14 protein-coding genes are annotated in these 16,483 nt (G+C 48.5%); 10 read left to right on the top strand and 4 right to left on the bottom strand.

The window, feature by feature from the left end; all coding sequences use genetic code 11:
• Positions 1–280 precede the first annotated feature (280 nt).
• Together BBG47_RS22395 and BBG47_RS22390 are read left to right on the top strand one after the other, a co-directional pair.
• The gene (locus BBG47_RS22395) at positions 281–1,024 is read left to right on the top strand and encodes a pseudouridine synthase (protein WP_175400614.1); all 744 of its coding nucleotides are present in this window, start codon (positions 281–283) and stop codon (positions 1,022–1,024) included.
• A gap of 117 nt (positions 1,025–1,141) precedes the next feature.
• The gene (locus BBG47_RS22390; RefSeq protein ID WP_065293565.1) at positions 1,142–1,939 is read left to right on the top strand and encodes a Cof-type HAD-IIB family hydrolase; all 798 of its coding nucleotides are present in this window, start codon (positions 1,142–1,144) and stop codon (positions 1,937–1,939) included.
• 188 nt (positions 1,940–2,127) lie between these two features.
• On the opposite strand, the gene BBG47_RS22385 is transcribed toward BBG47_RS22390, so the two are convergent.
• Entirely contained in the window at positions 2,128–3,543 is a 1,416-nt protein-coding gene (locus tag BBG47_RS22385) for an RsmB/NOP family class I SAM-dependent RNA methyltransferase (protein WP_065293564.1), read from the bottom strand.
• A gap of 327 nt (positions 3,544–3,870) precedes the next feature.
• On the opposite strand from BBG47_RS22385, the gene BBG47_RS22380 reads away from it, so the two are divergent.
• Positions 3,871–4,800 (top strand): ABC transporter ATP-binding protein, encoded by a 930-nt coding sequence (locus tag BBG47_RS22380; RefSeq protein ID WP_065293572.1) that lies wholly within the window; start codon positions 3,871–3,873, stop codon positions 4,798–4,800.
• Positions 4,797–5,558: an ABC transporter permease gene (locus BBG47_RS22375; protein WP_021253199.1), complete on the top strand. Its 762-nt coding sequence runs from the start codon at positions 4,797–4,799 to the stop codon at positions 5,556–5,558. Before BBG47_RS22380 ends, BBG47_RS22375 begins: the two co-directional genes overlap by 4 nt.
• A 73-nt stretch (positions 5,559–5,631) precedes the next feature.
• Here BBG47_RS22375 and BBG47_RS22370 read toward each other — a convergent pair whose 3' ends face one another.
• On the bottom strand, positions 5,632–6,798 hold the full coding sequence (locus BBG47_RS22370) for a GGDEF domain-containing protein (RefSeq protein WP_065293563.1): 1,167 nt from the start codon (positions 6,796–6,798) through the stop codon (positions 5,632–5,634).
• A 100-nt stretch (positions 6,799–6,898) separates the two neighbouring features.
• Between BBG47_RS22370 and BBG47_RS22365 the strand changes: the two genes are divergently transcribed.
• The 3 genes from BBG47_RS22365 to BBG47_RS22355 are packed head-to-tail and all read left to right on the top strand — an operon-like array spanning position 6,899 to position 12,751.
• Positions 6,899–8,032 (top strand): glycosyltransferase family 4 protein, encoded by a 1,134-nt coding sequence (locus tag BBG47_RS22365; protein WP_065293562.1) that lies wholly within the window; start codon positions 6,899–6,901, stop codon positions 8,030–8,032.
• 4 nt (positions 8,033–8,036) lie between these two features.
• The gene (locus tag BBG47_RS22360) at positions 8,037–9,437 is read left to right on the top strand and encodes a metallophosphoesterase family protein (RefSeq protein ID WP_065293561.1); all 1,401 of its coding nucleotides are present in this window, start codon (positions 8,037–8,039) and stop codon (positions 9,435–9,437) included.
• Entirely contained in the window at positions 9,374–12,751 is a 3,378-nt protein-coding gene (locus BBG47_RS22355; RefSeq protein ID WP_083189531.1) for an AAA family ATPase, read from the top strand. The genes BBG47_RS22360 and BBG47_RS22355 overlap by 64 nt, the downstream gene beginning before the upstream one ends.
• Positions 12,752–12,819: 68 nt before the next feature.
• Here BBG47_RS22355 and BBG47_RS22350 read toward each other — a convergent pair whose 3' ends face one another.
• A complete protein-coding gene (locus tag BBG47_RS22350; protein WP_254659892.1) occupies positions 12,820–13,953 on the bottom strand; it encodes a YkvI family membrane protein in 1,134 nt (377 codons plus the stop codon).
• Between the two features lie 123 nt (positions 13,954–14,076).
• Here BBG47_RS22350 and BBG47_RS22345 point away from each other — a divergent pair, with 123 nt between their 5' ends.
• Positions 14,077–14,691, top strand: a complete 615-nt coding sequence (locus BBG47_RS22345) for a DedA family protein (protein ID WP_021260075.1) — start codon at positions 14,077–14,079, stop codon at positions 14,689–14,691.
• A gap of 41 nt (positions 14,692–14,732) precedes the next feature.
• On the opposite strand, the gene BBG47_RS22340 is transcribed toward BBG47_RS22345, so the two are convergent.
• Positions 14,733–15,380: a DNA uptake lipoprotein gene (locus BBG47_RS22340; protein WP_065293559.1), complete on the bottom strand. Its 648-nt coding sequence runs from the start codon at positions 15,378–15,380 to the stop codon at positions 14,733–14,735.
• A 259-nt stretch (positions 15,381–15,639) separates the two neighbouring features.
• Here BBG47_RS22340 and BBG47_RS22335 point away from each other — a divergent pair, with 259 nt between their 5' ends.
• Together BBG47_RS22335 and BBG47_RS22330 are read left to right on the top strand one after the other, a co-directional pair.
• A complete protein-coding gene (locus BBG47_RS22335; RefSeq protein WP_021260073.1) occupies positions 15,640–15,966 on the top strand; it encodes a hypothetical protein in 327 nt (108 codons plus the stop codon).
• A gap of 80 nt (positions 15,967–16,046) precedes the next feature.
• Positions 16,047–16,262 carry a hypothetical protein gene (locus BBG47_RS22330; RefSeq protein ID WP_065293558.1) on the top strand — a complete coding sequence of 72 codons (216 nt, stop codon included), beginning with the start codon at positions 16,047–16,049 and terminating at the stop codon, positions 16,260–16,262.
• Positions 16,263–16,483 lie beyond the last annotated feature (221 nt).

The following is a 16,483-nucleotide window of genomic DNA, read 5'->3' as shown; positions in this document are numbered from 1 at the left end:
CTTCTTTGATTAAATATGTATCGAGCCAGCGCATAACAGTGTTCCATACGATGATTATAAGGGAAAGTTTCTCTCTTGACTGCATTGTGACAATAATGTAAGGGGGAGGGAGAATGCTGTCACCTAAATCGATGACATGTCGATTCGTTGTGATAAGCGCAGCTGGCATGGTATGCTGTAAGAGCACGGCTCAGAACAGGCTTGTGCACATTGCAATACGAGAGGAATAGGAACGAAGAATGAACACGAGCACACCGTGCAGCATGGAGGTGAGCATGCGGTGGCAAAAAAGATAAGGCTGGACAAACTATTAGGGCATATGGGCTGCGGCAGTCGCTCAGAGATTAAAAAATGGGCGAAGATTGGCCTAATTCAAGTCAATGGACGGGTAATTAAGGACAGCGGCTTGCAGGTGGATCCCGATGCAGATGAAGTGCTGCTGGATGGCGAACAGATTCGCTATCGTGAATTTGTATATATTATGTTGAATAAGCCGCAAGGCGTAATATCTGCTACGGAAGATATACGGGAACGGACGGTGGTTGATCTGCTCCCTGAAGAGCTGCGGCACTTCGAGCCTTTCCCAGTAGGTCGGCTGGACAAAGATACAGAGGGCTTGCTGCTGCTTACAAATGACGGCAAGCTGGCGCATGAGCTGCTGTCTCCGAAGAAGCACGTCCCGAAGACCTATGTGGCTACCGTTAGAGGACGGGTTGACAGCAAGGATGGAGAAGCATTTCAACAAGGAGTAGAGCTGGATGATGGATATGTGACGAAGCCAGCTCATCTTGTCATACGTGGCCATGAGGAGCAATCCGATGGAACCGTGCACTCCTTCATCGAACTGACGATTACGGAAGGGAAGTTTCATCAGGTGAAACGAATGTTCGAGTCGGTCGGCAAGCAAGTCATTTATTTGAAGCGAATTCGAATGGGCGAACTGGAATTGGATTCGGCTCTTAAGCTCGGTCAGTGGAGAGAGTGTACGGAAGAAGAGCTTACCTTGCTCCAACGACAGCAGTAATAGCAACAATATCAGCAATACTAACCATAGCAACAACTGGATAGGACTGCTTTACACTTACGAATATCATACTGTTCATACGATACAGAAGATAGAGATGAGAGGGAGAAAACAGTGATGAATTATCGCATCGTGGCTTTAGATATGGATGGAACTCTGCTTCATGACGATCATACGCTGTCCAGCGCGAATGCGGAGGCGATTCGCAAGGCTGCGGCACAAGGTATGGAGATTGTGCTGTGTACGGGAAGAAGTCCGATCAGTACGCTTCCTTATTTAGAGCAAATCGGACTAGAGGGTGTTGTCATTACCCATAATGGTGCAGCTACCATTGCTTCAGAAGGGCGCAGAGTGCTCCACCGCTTCGATATCCCGAGCGCTGGCTTGGAGCCTTATATTCAATATTGCCGTGAGAACGGAGTTCACTTCGATATCAATACAGCTTTTGATCTCTATGTGGACAAGCTGAACGAGTTGACCCCGGAGATGCTGGATCTATACCGTCAATTCCTGATTGAGCCGAAGCAGTTCCCAGGTTGGACGGGCTTGACTGATGCTCCTGTGAAGCTGACGATGAGCGGGCATAAGGAAGAGATAGATCGAGTAGAACATGAATTAAATCAATGGACACATGAGCACAACTTTATTCGCTCAGGAGACTACTTTATCGATATTATGCACAAGGATGCAACGAAGGGAAATGCACTCAAGCAGCTTGCTGCTATGCGCGGCGTACCTCGTGAGCAGGTATTGGCCATCGGCAACTATTATAATGATATGACGATGATTCAATTCGCTGGCTTGGGCGTGGCTATGGACAATTCTCCGCTTGAAGTGAAGGCAGCTGCACAGGAAGTTACACTGTCGAACAACGAGGATGGAGTGGCGGCAACTTTGCTTAAGTATTGTAAATAGCTGCACCCAGCCCTAGAGGAAATTGTACTGGAGCTATGCTGGAATTGGTTCCATGCAAGTACCCATGCAATGATTCGCTCATGTGAACCACTGTCCTTGCACAATCGAAGCTTCTCTCAGGAGCATTCTATTGTGCAAGATCAGTGGTCTTTTATTTGCATGATGCTGTTCTTGTAAGGTAGTCTACTTTATTTGCGTAATCCTTTTGGATAATGGTTCTTTAACTGGCCGCCTGATGCTTTGCCGAAGCCAATTGGCAATCCGTCTATTGCGACAAGTGTCCATCCCTTCAGATTCGCATTTTCTCCTTCAAGAAGCAGAGCTTCACCTCGCAAATAGGCTTCCGCGGCCGGATCTTCCACATCATATGAGATGGATTGAGCAGCTACCTCTGAAGAACTGCAGAACATCGCGAGTGCATGGGCGGGCTCAATACGATTCTTGCGTATATGAGCGAGATGCAGACCGGCACGAGGGATGCGGAGCCCTTGGAGTGTCTCTCCACTTCGTAGTGCTTGAACAGCTGATTCATTGCCCTGCGGCAGCCAATAGAGTTCTTCCCCGAACAGCAAGGGCATTCCTTGCGCCAAGTGAATCCCAGGTAGGAACTCTTTCATCCAAGCCTCAAACTGTGTAAATGCCGTCTGCGCTTCGTTGGAGCGGGTTCCACCTCCCTTGCGGGCAGTCTTGCCGCGACGGCTAGTAGAGCTAGTGGAAGCAATTGATTCCGAGTCGCCCTCCTGTAGCTGCAACACGGCTACAAAATGTCCTTCTCCTTCAGAGTGATGAGGCCAAATTCGCTCCATGCGAATCAACTTGAACTGGTCGTAATGCTGAAGCCATTTTTCAATGATCCCTTCATTTTCCTGATGGTTGAAAGTGCAGGTGGAATAGGCAATCGTCCCGCCGGGCTTCAACATCGTTACTGCTGCCTGAATAATATCCCATTGCCGTGCCGCGCACATGGCAACATGCTCAGGAGACCACTCCTTGACAGCATCGTTATCTTTACGGAACATGCCTTCACCCGAGCATGGGGCATCGAGCATAATCCGATCGAAGGCTTGCGGGAACTTAGCGGCTAGAGCATGTGGATCGGATTGGGTGACGATCGTGTTGGGGATCCCCATTCGCTCGATATTTTCGGCTAATATTTTGGCGCGCTGTGGATGAATCTCATTGGAGATGAGAACACCTTCACCTCGCATCCGTCCTGCAATGTGGGTAGATTTCCCTCCAGGCGCAGCGGCCAAATCCAAGATGAATTCACCTGGCTGTGGATCAAGCAGGCTTACTGCAGACATTGCAGAGGGCTCTTGAATATAATAGAGGCCTGCTGCATGATACGGGTGCTTGCCAGGACGCGAGCTCTCTTCGTAATAGTATCCTTCCTCGCACCAAGGCACGGGGCGCAGCTGGAATAGCTTCTCTGAGCGCGATCGAGCGTCAGGCTGTGTCAGCCACTTCACGGGATTGGCACGCAGTCCGAAGGTGCGCGGCTCTGTATAGCTTTGCAAAAATGCATCCCCATCCTTAGGGAGCATCTGCTTCATTTGCTCAATATAAGCTTGAGGCAATGAGTAGTATGTTTTTTCTAGGGACATGTTACAGCTCCTTTCCGAATGGGTATAAGTAATCAGCATTGTATAGTTTACCGGACTGCTGGCCTTCGATGCAACGTTGAATCTTTAGGGAATAACCGCATGAAATCTCTTATTCATCATTGTGATTTTCTAGTAGTGATTGGAGGTACAGGTTACAATAATGTAAGACACTTTTGCGAAACGTCATAGTAAGCTTGTACGTATGGAGTATGTGGTAGGATTCGGGGTTGGAAAGATCAACTCATGGATACAATTTGACTAGGGGAAGCTAGAGATACGCATCTACGAGAACAACCAGGTAAGACAGGAGAAAGGAGCGGATGAATGGTGAATGATGTCGTTGTTGAACTACAAAACGTAACGAAAAAGATAAAAGGAAAAACGATTATCGATGATTTGTCATTCAGTGTGCGTCGCGGTGAAGTATATGGATTCCTTGGCCCGAACGGAGCAGGGAAGACGACGACGATCCGGATGATGGTCGGCCTGATGTCGATGACTTCTGGAAATATTGTAATAGAGGGGCATAATATTCGAACCGATCGCGCGAAGGCGATGGCTCATGTTGGCGCGATTGTCGAAAACCCAGAGCTTTACAAATTTATGACCGGGCGCAAAAATTTGCAGCACTTCGTACGTATGAGCGGGAAGCCGATTACGGAGGAGCGCATTAAGGAAATTGTGAAGCTGGTAGATTTGGAAAATGCGCTGGACAAGAAAGTTAAGACGTACTCCCTAGGGATGCGCCAAAGGCTGGGTGTTGCGCAGGCTCTGCTTCATAACCCATCCATTTTGATATTGGATGAACCTACGAATGGTCTAGATCCAGCCGGTATACGTGAACTGCGTGATTATTTGCGCCATCTCGCGAAGAAGGAAAATATCTCGATTCTCGTATCCAGTCACTTATTGTCTGAGATTGAACTCATGTGTGATCGAGTGCTCATCATTCAGAACGGTAAGTTTGTCGGGGAACGATCGCTTGATCCGAATGAAGAGGGCGAACAATCTCAAGCAATGGCAATTCGCTTCGTGGTCGACGATGCCGCGAAAGCGATGGAAGTGCTGGCATCTACAGCTTGGAAGGCATGTGTAGAGGAAGACAGTGCAGTTAAAGTTGAACTGATGCATGACGAGGTTCCTACAGCCGTACAGAAGTTCGTTCAAGCGGGTGTTCTCATTTATGAGGTGCGCACAGTGGCGCCTACATTAGAGGAGACGTTCTTGTCCATGACGAAAGGGGGACGTATTGAATGAGATACTTCGTATCCCTTGTGCAAAATGAATGGATGAAGGCGAACAGCAAGCGCCAAGTGCCTTATTTTTACGCGTTTATCGCGGTTATTACGTTAATTGTAGCTGCTGCAATGCGGTTCTTTATTTTCAAAAGTGATCCATATCCATATATGGCTTTTGTGAGCGACGTCAACTTCTTGTTCAGCTCCCTCATTGGCATCTTTATCATGGTCGTCGCTGCACAAATCGTTACCGACGAGTATCGAGATGGAACGATTAAGCAGTTGTTGATAAGACCGGCAAGCCGCACAACGGTACTTACCTCTAAGATGGTTACTGTAGTACTCATCTTGTTGTCGGTGTATGTATTCACGGTCATTTGCAGTGTTGTGATCGGAATGATCTTCTTCAGCTTCATGTCAGCAGATGTTACACTGGCGTCCATATTGAAAGATATCGTCTTCCGAATTCCAGATGTACTGTTCTATGCACTGCTTGCGATGACAGCAGCTGTGCTGACACGCAGCTTGGGTCTGGCCATTACCGTGCCGATTGTGATGAAGTCAGTCGTTGGAGCGGGGATATACTTCTTCTCTGGCAAGCCGTGGTACAAGTATTTAATTTTCCCGAATTTGAACTGGCAGCCGTATTTCAACGGTGGAGACAATCTTCCATTTAAAGAAGCGAGCTTCGGTTTCAGTGTTACGATTTTTGCCGTGTATATGATCGTGCTTCTTGGCTTGTCCCTCATCATTTTCAACAAAAGAGACGTACAATAGAATAGCGCTCAATCTGGAACAACGGACAACGCCTTCCCTTGCATGGAGATGCAGGAGAAGGCGTTGTTTATTGTTAGGACATATTGCCCGAGGCTTTCTGGATATGGAGATAATTTGTGACTAGATTTTTGCCATGAGTTTTGGAATAGTACATCGCCTGATCCGCTTCTCGTACAATATCATCTGAAGTCATATATTTGCGCAGCGTACTATGACCGATGCTAAGGGTTACCGTTGTCTCCTGTTCTACGCGATGCCGGATTGACTCAGCGATTTGCTCGGTACGGGCATTGCGATGCGTAATCAACGCCACTAGTTCCTCGCCTCCGAATCGGCCAGGTACGCCATAGTCCTCCACCTCTTCCCGAATAATCAGAGACACTTGCTTCAAGATTTCGTCTGCTTGATCATGACCATATGTATCGTTGACTTTTTTGAAATTGTCGATATCGCAAAAAATAAATGAAATTTTGTACTCGTTGTGGATATATTGCTGCATCACTTTCATAATATGTCTTCGATTGAATAGACCTGTCAACCCATCCGTAATGGAAGTGCGATAAGTCATATGAAGCAGTTCGACCACGCGCTCGAACAAGATGAAGAACAATAGGGAGTAATAGGCGAGTGGGAGTAGCCGTTCCAACAGGAACAGCTGATTGTTGTTGTATGTAAACAGCAAGGCATTCATAGATGTAAGCAAAATCGTGGCAAAGTAAGCTGCTAAGCTGCATATATAAGTGATACGCTGTCCAATTCTGGGTGCTACCCACACATAACAAAACAGCGTTGCGAACATAAGATATAGAAGCAGCGGCCATGCGTTAGCGATGGTAGGTGTGATATTCGTGTCAAAAGGAATAGACAGCATCGTCGCAATTGGGATGACCAGCAGCATTGCTGAGAAGCGAACCCGATATCCGCGAGTAGGCCTCTTGTAGAGCCGGTATATCGCCATGTTCATGAGAACAAAGGAAAACGCTTGCAAGGTCGCGCCACCGACAAACCAGTTATAAATATGAGGGTTCCACTCCAGCAATGGCAGACGAACCACATCAGTCAGACGTTCCACCGCCATAAGGAATAAGGAGATAACGAGCAAAATATATGCTGGTGATCGCTGACGGATATAAAGACGAATCGCCATCAGAATCATAATAAATGTAATGTAAAGGATACAGGAAGACACTGATCCCATCACATTGTTCACTTCAGAAAGGGAATTAGCCAAATGAGTCATGAATGACAGCTCCATTGGGAAGGTTCTTTACTGAAACATATGTTCTAATATATCATAAAGGTTGAATGGCGAAAAGCGCGAACAAGAAGGAGGCGCTCGCATGAATATTTTGCAAGCATTGTTTTTTCCGCCTGAACAGCCTGGAGGGGTATCCTCTATGATTCCATATATACTTGATCGATTTCAATCGCCCCACTGGGAGATGGAGATCTTTTCGCTGCCGAAGCGAATACGGGGCAAAGGGCAGGAAGAAGTCCATTTTCATACTTTCGATTGGAAGCAGTACGGGGATAGTTCGATTGTGCAGAAATATGTTCAAACGTATCGCGACTATGTCTGGTGGTCGAAGCTGCGACTTACGAATCGCTATGATCTGATACATGCACATCATCCCATTGTAGGACTTGTAATGAAGCAGTTGTACCCGGATACACCTGTAATTATGACCGTTCACTCTAGCTTTGAACAAGAGCTTATCTTAAATGGAAAGATTGAACCCAATGGACCGGAGCATCAATTTCTAACATCCTTATACCGTGAGCTGGAGTCTCAAGTGGATGAGATGATGACGGTGTCCGATTCTTTCCGGACGTATCTGAAGGCTTATGTTCATGATGCGGATCGAATAGAGGTTCTGCCGAATGGATTTGATGAGAAGCGATTCAAGCCGATCGCCCATGATAATGCAGTGCCTCAACTCATCACGATGTGCCGCTTAGTCCCTGCCAAAGGGCTCGATGTACTGCTGCAGGCATGTGCAGAGCTAAAGCGGCGGGGTCATGCTTATGTACTTCATATTATCGGCGATGGGCCGATTCGGGAGGATCTTGAGCATCTCGCACAGGAGCTGTCTATATATGATGAGACGATATTTTACGGCTATATGCTTCATCCCGAGGAGTTTATGCCGTTCTTCGATATTTTTGTGCTGCCTTCACGGGCGGAAGCGTTCGGTTCTGTATTTGCGGAGGCGGCGCTCTGCTGGTTATCGCTCATCGGAACGAATGTTGGCGGGATAGCAGAGCAGATTGAAGACGGGGTGAATGGACTGCTTGTACCGCCTGATGATCCGATTGCGCTCTGTAATGCGCTGGAGAGAGCAATGATGGATGGCTCATTCCGCTATGAACTTGCGCGGGCAGCATGGGCAAAGGCGAAGCAAACCTATTCGCTAACACGTATCGTGAATGAATTGAAGCGCAAATATTTACATTATCAATTGAAGCGGGGGTGAGGCATTGATTCCGTTTCGTTTTCTACATGCGGCGGATTTGCATGTTGATAGCCCCTTCCGCGGTCTACAAGCTCTGCCGGATAAGCTGAAGGAAGAAGTTCACGAATCAACGTTCGCTGCCTGGGACAATCTCGTACGGTTAGCAATTCGTGCGAAGGTAGACTTTGTTGTCATTAGCGGTGATTTATACGATGGCAGAGATCGCTCGCTTAAGGCGCAGTGGAGGCTTCAGCGGGGGATGGAGCAGCTTCAGGATCATCGGATTCCCGTGTATATCATTCATGGGAATCACGATCCACTTCATCGTGAGGTGAAGTGGGAGTGGCCAAGCAATGTGACCGTTTTCCCTACGGATAAACCACAAGCCGTTATTGTTCCGAATAAGAATGCCTCGCCGGTAGCAGTTGTATGCGGGATGTCTTATGGAGACATGGCGGTATACGAGAATTTGGCAGCGATGTATCCCAATTGTCCAGAAAGGAATGCTGTGCAAGCGAGGAATGTCCTTTTCCCTGATGAGGAATGTACGTTGCATGCAGATAGCGTAGAGGAGACCACACATAGGAGTCAGCAGACAGTTGCAGCTAATCAACTGTTCCGCATTGGTCTGCTTCATGGAACGGTTGATGGAAGTGCGGAACACGATCCCTACGCACCATGCTCCAAGAGAGAGCTTGTGGAAAAGGGATATGATTATTGGGCGCTAGGCCATATTCATAAGAGAGAAGTGCTGCATGAGTCCCCTTATATTGTATATCCCGGCAATACACAAGGCAGGCATGTAAAAGAAACAGGTGCGAAAGGCTGCTACCTGGTTAATGTGAATGAGCTTGGTGATGTCAGCCTGCAATTCGAAACATTGGATACGGTTCGGTGGCGTCAGGAGCAGATCGATGTTAGTGGGATAAGTTCACTTCAATCTATCATGCAGCTGCTTGATGAGAAGATGGCAGCTTGGAAAGGTGAAGAAGGGGAACGATTAACGCTGATTCGTGTGGAACTGACTGGACGAACGCCCTTGTATGCCTCGCTGCAGCAGGAATCCTTCCCCGAACAATGGAGGGAAGCATGGCAAGCACAAGAGCTTGACCATGCTTCTTATAAAGAGGTGTCAGGGATTCTGTGGCCAATCGCACTTCGCATCAGCTGTACACCTGATATTGATGTTGAGCAGTGGGAGGCGACTGATAGCTTCCCAGGAGACTTGATCCGAATAGCGAGTCAGGCACAACAGCATGATACGGCTAGAGAAGCGCTGATTCAGGAAGCATTGGAGACACTTCTGCAGCAGCCACGCTTGCGGAATTGGCTTGCCTCCCAATCCAGCGAGACACAGGAGGAATGGGTGCGGGAAGCGATGCTGTTAGCCGTGGAGTGGCTCCAGAGCGGGGTGAAGCGTTCATGAAAATATTACAGATTCACCTTATGGGGTATGGAGGATTTCGTGATGCGGTAATCCCGCTTGCGGAACGCGGTTCGAATATGGGGATTACGCTGCTCTATGGACCTAATGAGGCAGGGAAGAGTACGATTACCTATTTTATTCGGGACATGCTGTATGGATTGTCGAAACGGAGAAGCAGCCATTCCCGATATGTGCCGAGCGAAGGGGCTGTATATGGGGGACGGATGAGCGTGCTCGATCGAAGCGGTGCCGAATGGACGATTGAGCGGTGGGAGCGGGATGGCTCGCTCCATACGAGTATCCGTAAGGTGTCTGCAACAGGAGTTCTGACAGATGTCAGCCAATCTCAATTGGAGGATGAACTGTTAGGGGGATTGAATGCGGGACTCTTCTGCCGCTTATTTGGCATAACACTCGATGAGCTGCAGGAGCTGCAAACGCTCCAGGATGACGAGGTTGGGGCCTATTTATATGATACAGGGCTGTATGGCGGCAGAGGGATAACTGAGGCGGAGCGTTGGCTGCAGCAATCGATGGATGGACTGTTTCGGCCGAGGGGCCGCAATCAGTTGATCAACCAGACCCTTCATACGATGGACAAGCTAGAACGAGTGCAGCGAGAAGCGCATCGTCATGCGGGAAAGCTAAGTGAGTTAGAAGAGCAGTTGACTCGAATAGAGCTAGAACTGAATCAGTGTGTAGAGCAGCGGATTGTACAACGGGAGGAACTGGCTAAGGCTGAACGCGCAAGCGGTGTGGCCGATACGTGGATTCGCTATATAGCCGCCAAGCAAGAGCTGGATGAACAGCCGACAGATCTGTCAATAAGGCTGCCTGAGCTTGCTGCCCAGTGGCGGGAGCTTGACCGGAAGCTTGCTGATACGGAAGCTGCTTGCAGAGGAATGGAAGAGAAGCGGCAAGCAGCAGCTGACCGTAAGAAAGGGAAGGAGCCGTTCAAACAGCTGCTAGATCTGGAGTCGGAGACAAGACGGCTGGCACAGTTGACGGATACTGTCCAACATTGGCGAGAAGCAGCGGGAGAGGCTGAAGTGGAATGCAATGCTGCCGAAGCTGAATTATGGCGGCTCTCTCGTCAGACGGATTCATCATGGACACCGGAGATGCTGCTGGCGAGCAAGACTTCCTCCTACTTGGAGCAGGCGCAGTTGGCAGAGAGACGTGCGGATGCGTGTCGTCTCGCAATCGCGCAATCAGAAGCCGGGATGGAGCATGCAGTCCGTGAGGCAGAGATTGCGGCCAAAGAGTACGATGATGCCAAGAGGCAGCTCGAACGCTGTGAGACGGCTGGAGTGAATGGCAGTGGCTTTGCCCCAAACGAGGGAAGCGCAGCAGATATCGCACGCGCAGAGCAATCATTAGCAGATGCGGTGCGTGTGTGGAATGCTTCAAGTGACGGCAAGGAGCGTACATCTACACCTGAACGAGTACATAACGAATCCTATTCTCGAAGGAAACGAAATGTACCGCGTCCGCAGAAGTTTATGCACTCCCGCATTATCTATGGATTTGGATTAGGTGTAGTCCTACTGGCTGCCGGGCTCGGGTGGATGGCACAGCAATGGCTAATGGCTCTCGTCATTGCCTTGGTAGGCCTAGCAGCTACCGCTGTAATGGCATATGTATCTTCACAATTTTCACCGCATTCTTCAGACAGAGCGGATGTGATGGCGCGTAGCGAGAGTGCGCAAGATGGATTGGAACATGCAATCCGTGTGCATGCTGAGGCGCTCCGTCAATTATTGCAGCCCTATCTCTCTAGCACAGCACGCAGTATACCCGATGCTGGCATCGATGAACTAAGAAGGACTGCGCAAGAGGTTGGAGCCTGGCATCGTGAACGATTACATGTACAAGAACGCTGTCGTTCTCTGTATGAGACGGTGATTGTGACTGAACGACGCTGTCGACTGCTTACAGCGGAACTGGATGCTGCGCATAAGAAAGAAGAAGGGCGCTTACGCGATTGGCATGCATGGCTCGATCAAGAGTCTCTTCCGGAACGGCTCACCCCTGAGGGGGTAAAGGAACATTGCAGAAGGTGGGAACAAGCCGAAGAAGTGGAGCAGCAGCGTCATCGCGCGGCTGTGAAGCATGCGCGCCTTCTTGGCCAGCTGGAATTGTTCGAGCAGGATTGCAACAGCTTGCTGCATACCGCACAGCATCTGATCACAACTCGAGCTCAACAAGCGATGAAGGCGAATGACACTGGTTCGAAGGAAGAAGGGACTGAAGCTGTATTCCATTACGGAGTCGCTGCTCATGATGAGGGCGTGGAGCTTCTGTCAGGATCAATGATAGGTGGATTATTCCGGCTGCTGGAGCGAATCGAGCGTGAACAGGCTACCGAGCAGGAATATCAGCAATTGTTGCTTCACAGCAGTTCCTTAGATGATGAGTGGAAGGAGAAGCATATTCATGCCAGTCAGATGCAGGAGACGATGAATAAGCTTCTTCTGGAAGCCGGCGTGAACACCGGTTTTGAATTGCTGCATCGTGCTGATGCGTACAACTATAAGCTTGAGCTGGAGCGGCAGGTTCGGGAGCTGGAAGCAGTGCTGTATCGCGGAGGAGAACGCACGGCATTTCGACCAATGGAGGAACTGTTGATTCGGTATGATGGACGTGAGCTCGAGCAGCGATGCATTTCCATAGCACATCAAATGGAACAGCTGGATACACGGATTCGAGAGCTGGAAGGACGCAAGGGAAGATTGGAGCAGGAGCGGGAGAGGTTGAAGCAAGAGGTGGAGGGGGCTTCCCATCACCAGGAAATTGCGCTGCAGGAATCGAAGCTGGACGAGCAAGCGTCTCGTTATGCAGTTCTGGCGCTTGCCAAGACACTCATGCAGCGTACTCGCAGATTGTATGAGGAGGAGAAGCAGCCTGCTGTACTGAAACGTGCTGCCCATTATATGGAGCAGATGAGTGCTGGGCGCTATACTCGCGTGCTGATTCCCTTTGGCGAGAAGACGATCGCGCTGGCAAGGCAGGATGGTCAGATAGTATGGAGTCACCATTTCAGTAGAGGAACTGCAGAGCAGGTATATCTGGCTATTCGATTTGCGCTTGCAGAAGCGCTAACGAACCGGGCATCCGTGCCATTCGTGCTGGATGATATTCTAGTCAACTTCGACCAGGAACGGCTAGGATTGGCAGCGAAGGCGCTTATTGCGCTCTCCGATTCGCATCATGTCATGATGACGACTTGCCATCCTCATGTCGTGGATTTGATAAAGCGTGAATTGCCGGAAGTGCGGTTGATAGAAATGCAACGATTGGCATATAGCTCTTAAGCATAGGCGCGGTTCCCTTCAGTAGAGGGACTGCGCCTTATTTGCACAAGATATAAGGTTCACTGTTGTTAGCTCTCAGGTGGAGAAGTTGGATGCTTCTGACGTGCAGGCTGCAGTGGCAGCGATGCAGGAAATGGAGTGTCGGTCGGCGGACGATGAGTATGAGTCGGACGCTGTCCAGATGAACGAATTAACAGGTATATCCAAGCAAGGCTGAACACACCAAAGATTGGATACAGGTGAGATACCAGCGGCTTGAAGCCAAATTGACTGAACAGAAAGCAAAATAGCATGATCATGATAATAAGGAGTTTCGGATGAATTCCTGTACGTTGATGCATCTGCAGGGTAATCCCATACACATCGGCAACGTAGGTTGTAAAGATCTCGGAAAAAATAAGCATGACATAAATCAATTGAATGAATACGCCTAGTCCGGATGCAATATGGCCCATGGGAATATCGAATTGCGTAATACCGGGCATGTACACAGCCAACGCAAAATGTCCGGAAAGCAGCATTAATCCAATTAGTACGCCTCCGATAATGCCCCCAAGTTGAATCACTCTTTTGTTCGGCATCGAAGCTCCAAGCGGGACGAGAACAGCTTGTGCCATTGCTAAATTAAAGGCGCCATACAAGAGCGGCGCACTCCATGCTGCATAGAAGGCCTTGTCTGTGCTCAGCGTTAGTGCTTGAGCAGCATTTGGCATTTGGATGGTATGAATGATGATGAACAAGGTAAACGTAAGCATTGTAGGTGCAACGATGGAGTTCAGCTTCAAGATGGCGCCCATGCCCCGGCTGACGAACCAATAGGAACTAACCAATGTAAGCAGCAGACCAATCTGGTAATTCAAATGCAAATACTCCACGAACACGGATCCTGCTCCTGCCAGCATTACACTATTGACGCAAATAATAATGACCATCGTGAATAGACTGACTGCTCCGCCAATCCGATCTCCGAACAGCATGCGGTTAATGTCCTCATATGATCGAGCCTTGATGTCATGAGACAGGAGCATCAGCTTCGTGCCCAGCCAGATGAACAGCACTGTCGACAACGCGATGGTAAGGGGAGCCCACCACCCATAAGCTGTGAAAAATTGCAATATTTCCTGTCCGGTCGCAAACCCTGCCCCCACGACGGTTCCAATATACGTGAATGCAATTTGCATAACTAACACTGCTTTTCTCAACGTTAAGACGCCTCCTTGCCAGCCAAGCTTGTACGCATTACTATAAAATATGAGCAAGTAGGTTCGGACATGACTGCATGGTTATGATAAAATAGATATCGAATTACGGGAGGGGGGCTTACGGTGCAGACAGTTATGTGGGCGCTGTCCCATTACGGATACATAGCTTTATTTATGTTGCTTGCTCTAGGCATCATCGGCATCCCTGTACCGGATGAGACGCTGATGGTCTTTGTAGGCAGCTTGACGGTAAATGGACCATTTCAATACGCACCTGCCTTCGCTGTCTGTCTTGCGGGGAGTATGACCGGGATGTTCATCAGTTATATAGTTGGTCGTCGGGTGGGCAAACCCTTGCTGGATCGGTACGGGAAGAAGTTGAAGTTGACGCCGAAGCGAGTTGAACGGACAGAGCGCTGGTTTCAGAAATATGGAAGTTGGAGTATTGTGTTCGGCTATTTCGTGCCGGGACTTCGTCATTTGACTTGTTATTTGGCGGGGATGTCCAGAATGAAATGGACAACTTATCTTTTTGCGGCCGGATCAGGTGCATTATTGTGGGTGGCTACATTTCTAACGATTGGACATATTGTGGGAAATCATTGGCGTGAGGCGGTGCGATGGCTTCACTCGAAGGGGAACCCGATTCTGTTCGGTGGTCTTGTAGTGCTTGCGGTAGGAGGCACCATCACATACTTTATCATTCGTTATCGGATGCGAACCAATAAAACGCCTTGACTCCACGTGGAATCAAGGCGTTTCATTTATTATAGTGTCCATTATACGCGCTCGTTGGAAAATAGCTTAACTGCTTGGATCTTGTTTGTCGTCGGATCCAAATCAAGTCTCAACAGGCAGTTCTTTAATTCATAGCTCCACACATAATCTGTATCATGATCTGGACGTCCGAGCACCTTGGAGGCGGTAGCTTCACTGTCTCCAATCGTTAAACCCTGAATTCCTGTCGAGGTATCCTCGCCAGATACTTCAACAAATATGATTCTCCCATCCTGCTTGCATCCGTAAGAGAAGCCTTCGTATTGATACACGTCAATTGGATCGGTATCATCCATGACATAATGCTCCTCAGGTTCTCCCCATAGCTCCTTAACCGCGTCATTGTTCGAAGCAAGCATAATGCCTTTCAATTGAGGGTGTGCACGATCAAAGGCTTGATCCGTATATGTAGAATCACCGTTATGAGAGGATTGGTTCTTTGGTGATGCAATTTCGGTTTTCTCGTTTTGTTTTCCTACAGGCTTGCGTTCATCTGGCTTCACCTGAGAATCTTTTTGGTGCGAATAAGGTGTATCCGTTTCAATTGGGGGGATGCTATGCTCCTGTGAAGTGCATCCTTGAAGCAGCCACATCATCATGACTGCAGCCAGTACAATGGTTATACTGCGTTGCCGAGTAGATCGCCGCATCGTAAATCCTCCTCTACCGCCTCGCGACGGGCCTAGAACATATTACCCTATATACGGAATTTGAATCAATTGCCAATTTGGACGTTATGAACTAGTTATCAACAGTAAATAATAAGAAATAAGCTAAAATAACCCTCTTATATAGTTAGACGCTTCAAAGCTCCATTTAGTTTCAGTTGATGAAAAGAATTGTCTGCTTTTCTCCATTCACCACTTTGGCATATAATAAAAGATAAGATGGTGAGAGGGGGCAACGCAGATGGTGGATGAACGAACGGCTCGCTTTTTGGAAGAAAAAGTGACGGAGGCTAAAAACCATTTTGAACGGGCACTAGCATGCAAACACACGGAATTCGATGATTTGTACCCGTATATGATCGAACACCCTCAATTTTTCTGGTACAAAAGGTATGTCGCTTGGTCAGAACTGCTGACGATCGTAAAGCTGTGCGATCAGCTGCAGGTGAGCTGGACAGGGAAATTTACTGCGCAACAAGTTGCGTATATTAACAAGCGTGTCATGTCTGCCAAGGTATTGGACTACTGGTTTGAAACTAACGATACGAAGGAACATGTGGGCTATTGAGATGAAGCATGCGTATGTGTGGGGCCTGCTGATGATGGCAGGCCTTGCATGTTGTACATAGCGGAGGTGTGAATTACACGATGATGGAGGAATCGGAGCTTGATCGTTATCGAGTGGAAGGAACATTTGTCAGAGTCATTAGGGACATACTGGAGATGAACGATGTTCGGGGATTCGTGGTTGCATGGGATGATGAGTATGTCATGATTCGCAAGCGGAATCGGCGTGTTGTAAAGCTGAGTCGCAGCTATATGATTCAACCTGCAGATGAGCCAAGAACAGTCCCTGAGACTTGACCGGATATACTGGAATACTGCATGGCAGCGGGGAGGGAAACCTGCCAACTGCCTTGCAGCAGAAATAAGAAGGTATAATTTCAAAAAGTTTATAAAAGTGTTGACGATACCTATAATGACGTGATATTATATTCCTTGTCGCCGGGAAAACAACTTAGCGACTCAATTGGAAGTAATCAAATATGCGGTCGTGGCGGAATTGGCAGACGCGCTAGATTCAG

Source organism: Paenibacillus sp. KS1, assembly GCF_001680695.1.
Classification (GTDB): domain Bacteria; phylum Bacillota; class Bacilli; order Paenibacillales; family Paenibacillaceae; genus Paenibacillus_B; species Paenibacillus_B suaedae.
This window is presented reverse-complemented; position numbering and strand designations above follow the sequence as displayed.

What these genes read in the sequence shown, in the direction of transcription:
- BBG47_RS22335 (WP_021260073.1), top strand. Translation starts at nt 15,640, where the DNA reads ATGGTGGATGAACGAACGGCTCGCTTTTTGGAAGAAAAAGTGACGGAG.
- BBG47_RS22390 (WP_065293565.1), top strand. Translation starts at nt 1,142, where the DNA reads ATGAATTATCGCATCGTGGCTTTAGATATGGATGGAACTCTGCTTCAT.
- BBG47_RS22340 (WP_065293559.1), bottom strand. Translation starts at nt 15,380, where the DNA reads ATGCGGCGATCTACTCGGCAACGCAGTATAACCATTGTACTGGCTGCA.
- BBG47_RS22370 (WP_065293563.1), bottom strand. Translation starts at nt 6,798, where the DNA reads ATGACTCATTTGGCTAATTCCCTTTCTGAAGTGAACAATGTGATGGGA.
- BBG47_RS22365 (WP_065293562.1), top strand. Translation starts at nt 6,899, where the DNA reads ATGAATATTTTGCAAGCATTGTTTTTTCCGCCTGAACAGCCTGGAGGG.
- BBG47_RS22355 (WP_083189531.1), top strand. Translation starts at nt 9,374, where the DNA reads ATGGGTGCGGGAAGCGATGCTGTTAGCCGTGGAGTGGCTCCAGAGCGG.
- BBG47_RS22385 (WP_065293564.1), bottom strand. Translation starts at nt 3,543, where the DNA reads ATGTCCCTAGAAAAAACATACTACTCATTGCCTCAAGCTTATATTGAG.
- BBG47_RS22330 (WP_065293558.1), top strand. Translation starts at nt 16,047, where the DNA reads ATGATGGAGGAATCGGAGCTTGATCGTTATCGAGTGGAAGGAACATTT.
- BBG47_RS22375 (WP_021253199.1), top strand. Translation starts at nt 4,797, where the DNA reads ATGAGATACTTCGTATCCCTTGTGCAAAATGAATGGATGAAGGCGAAC.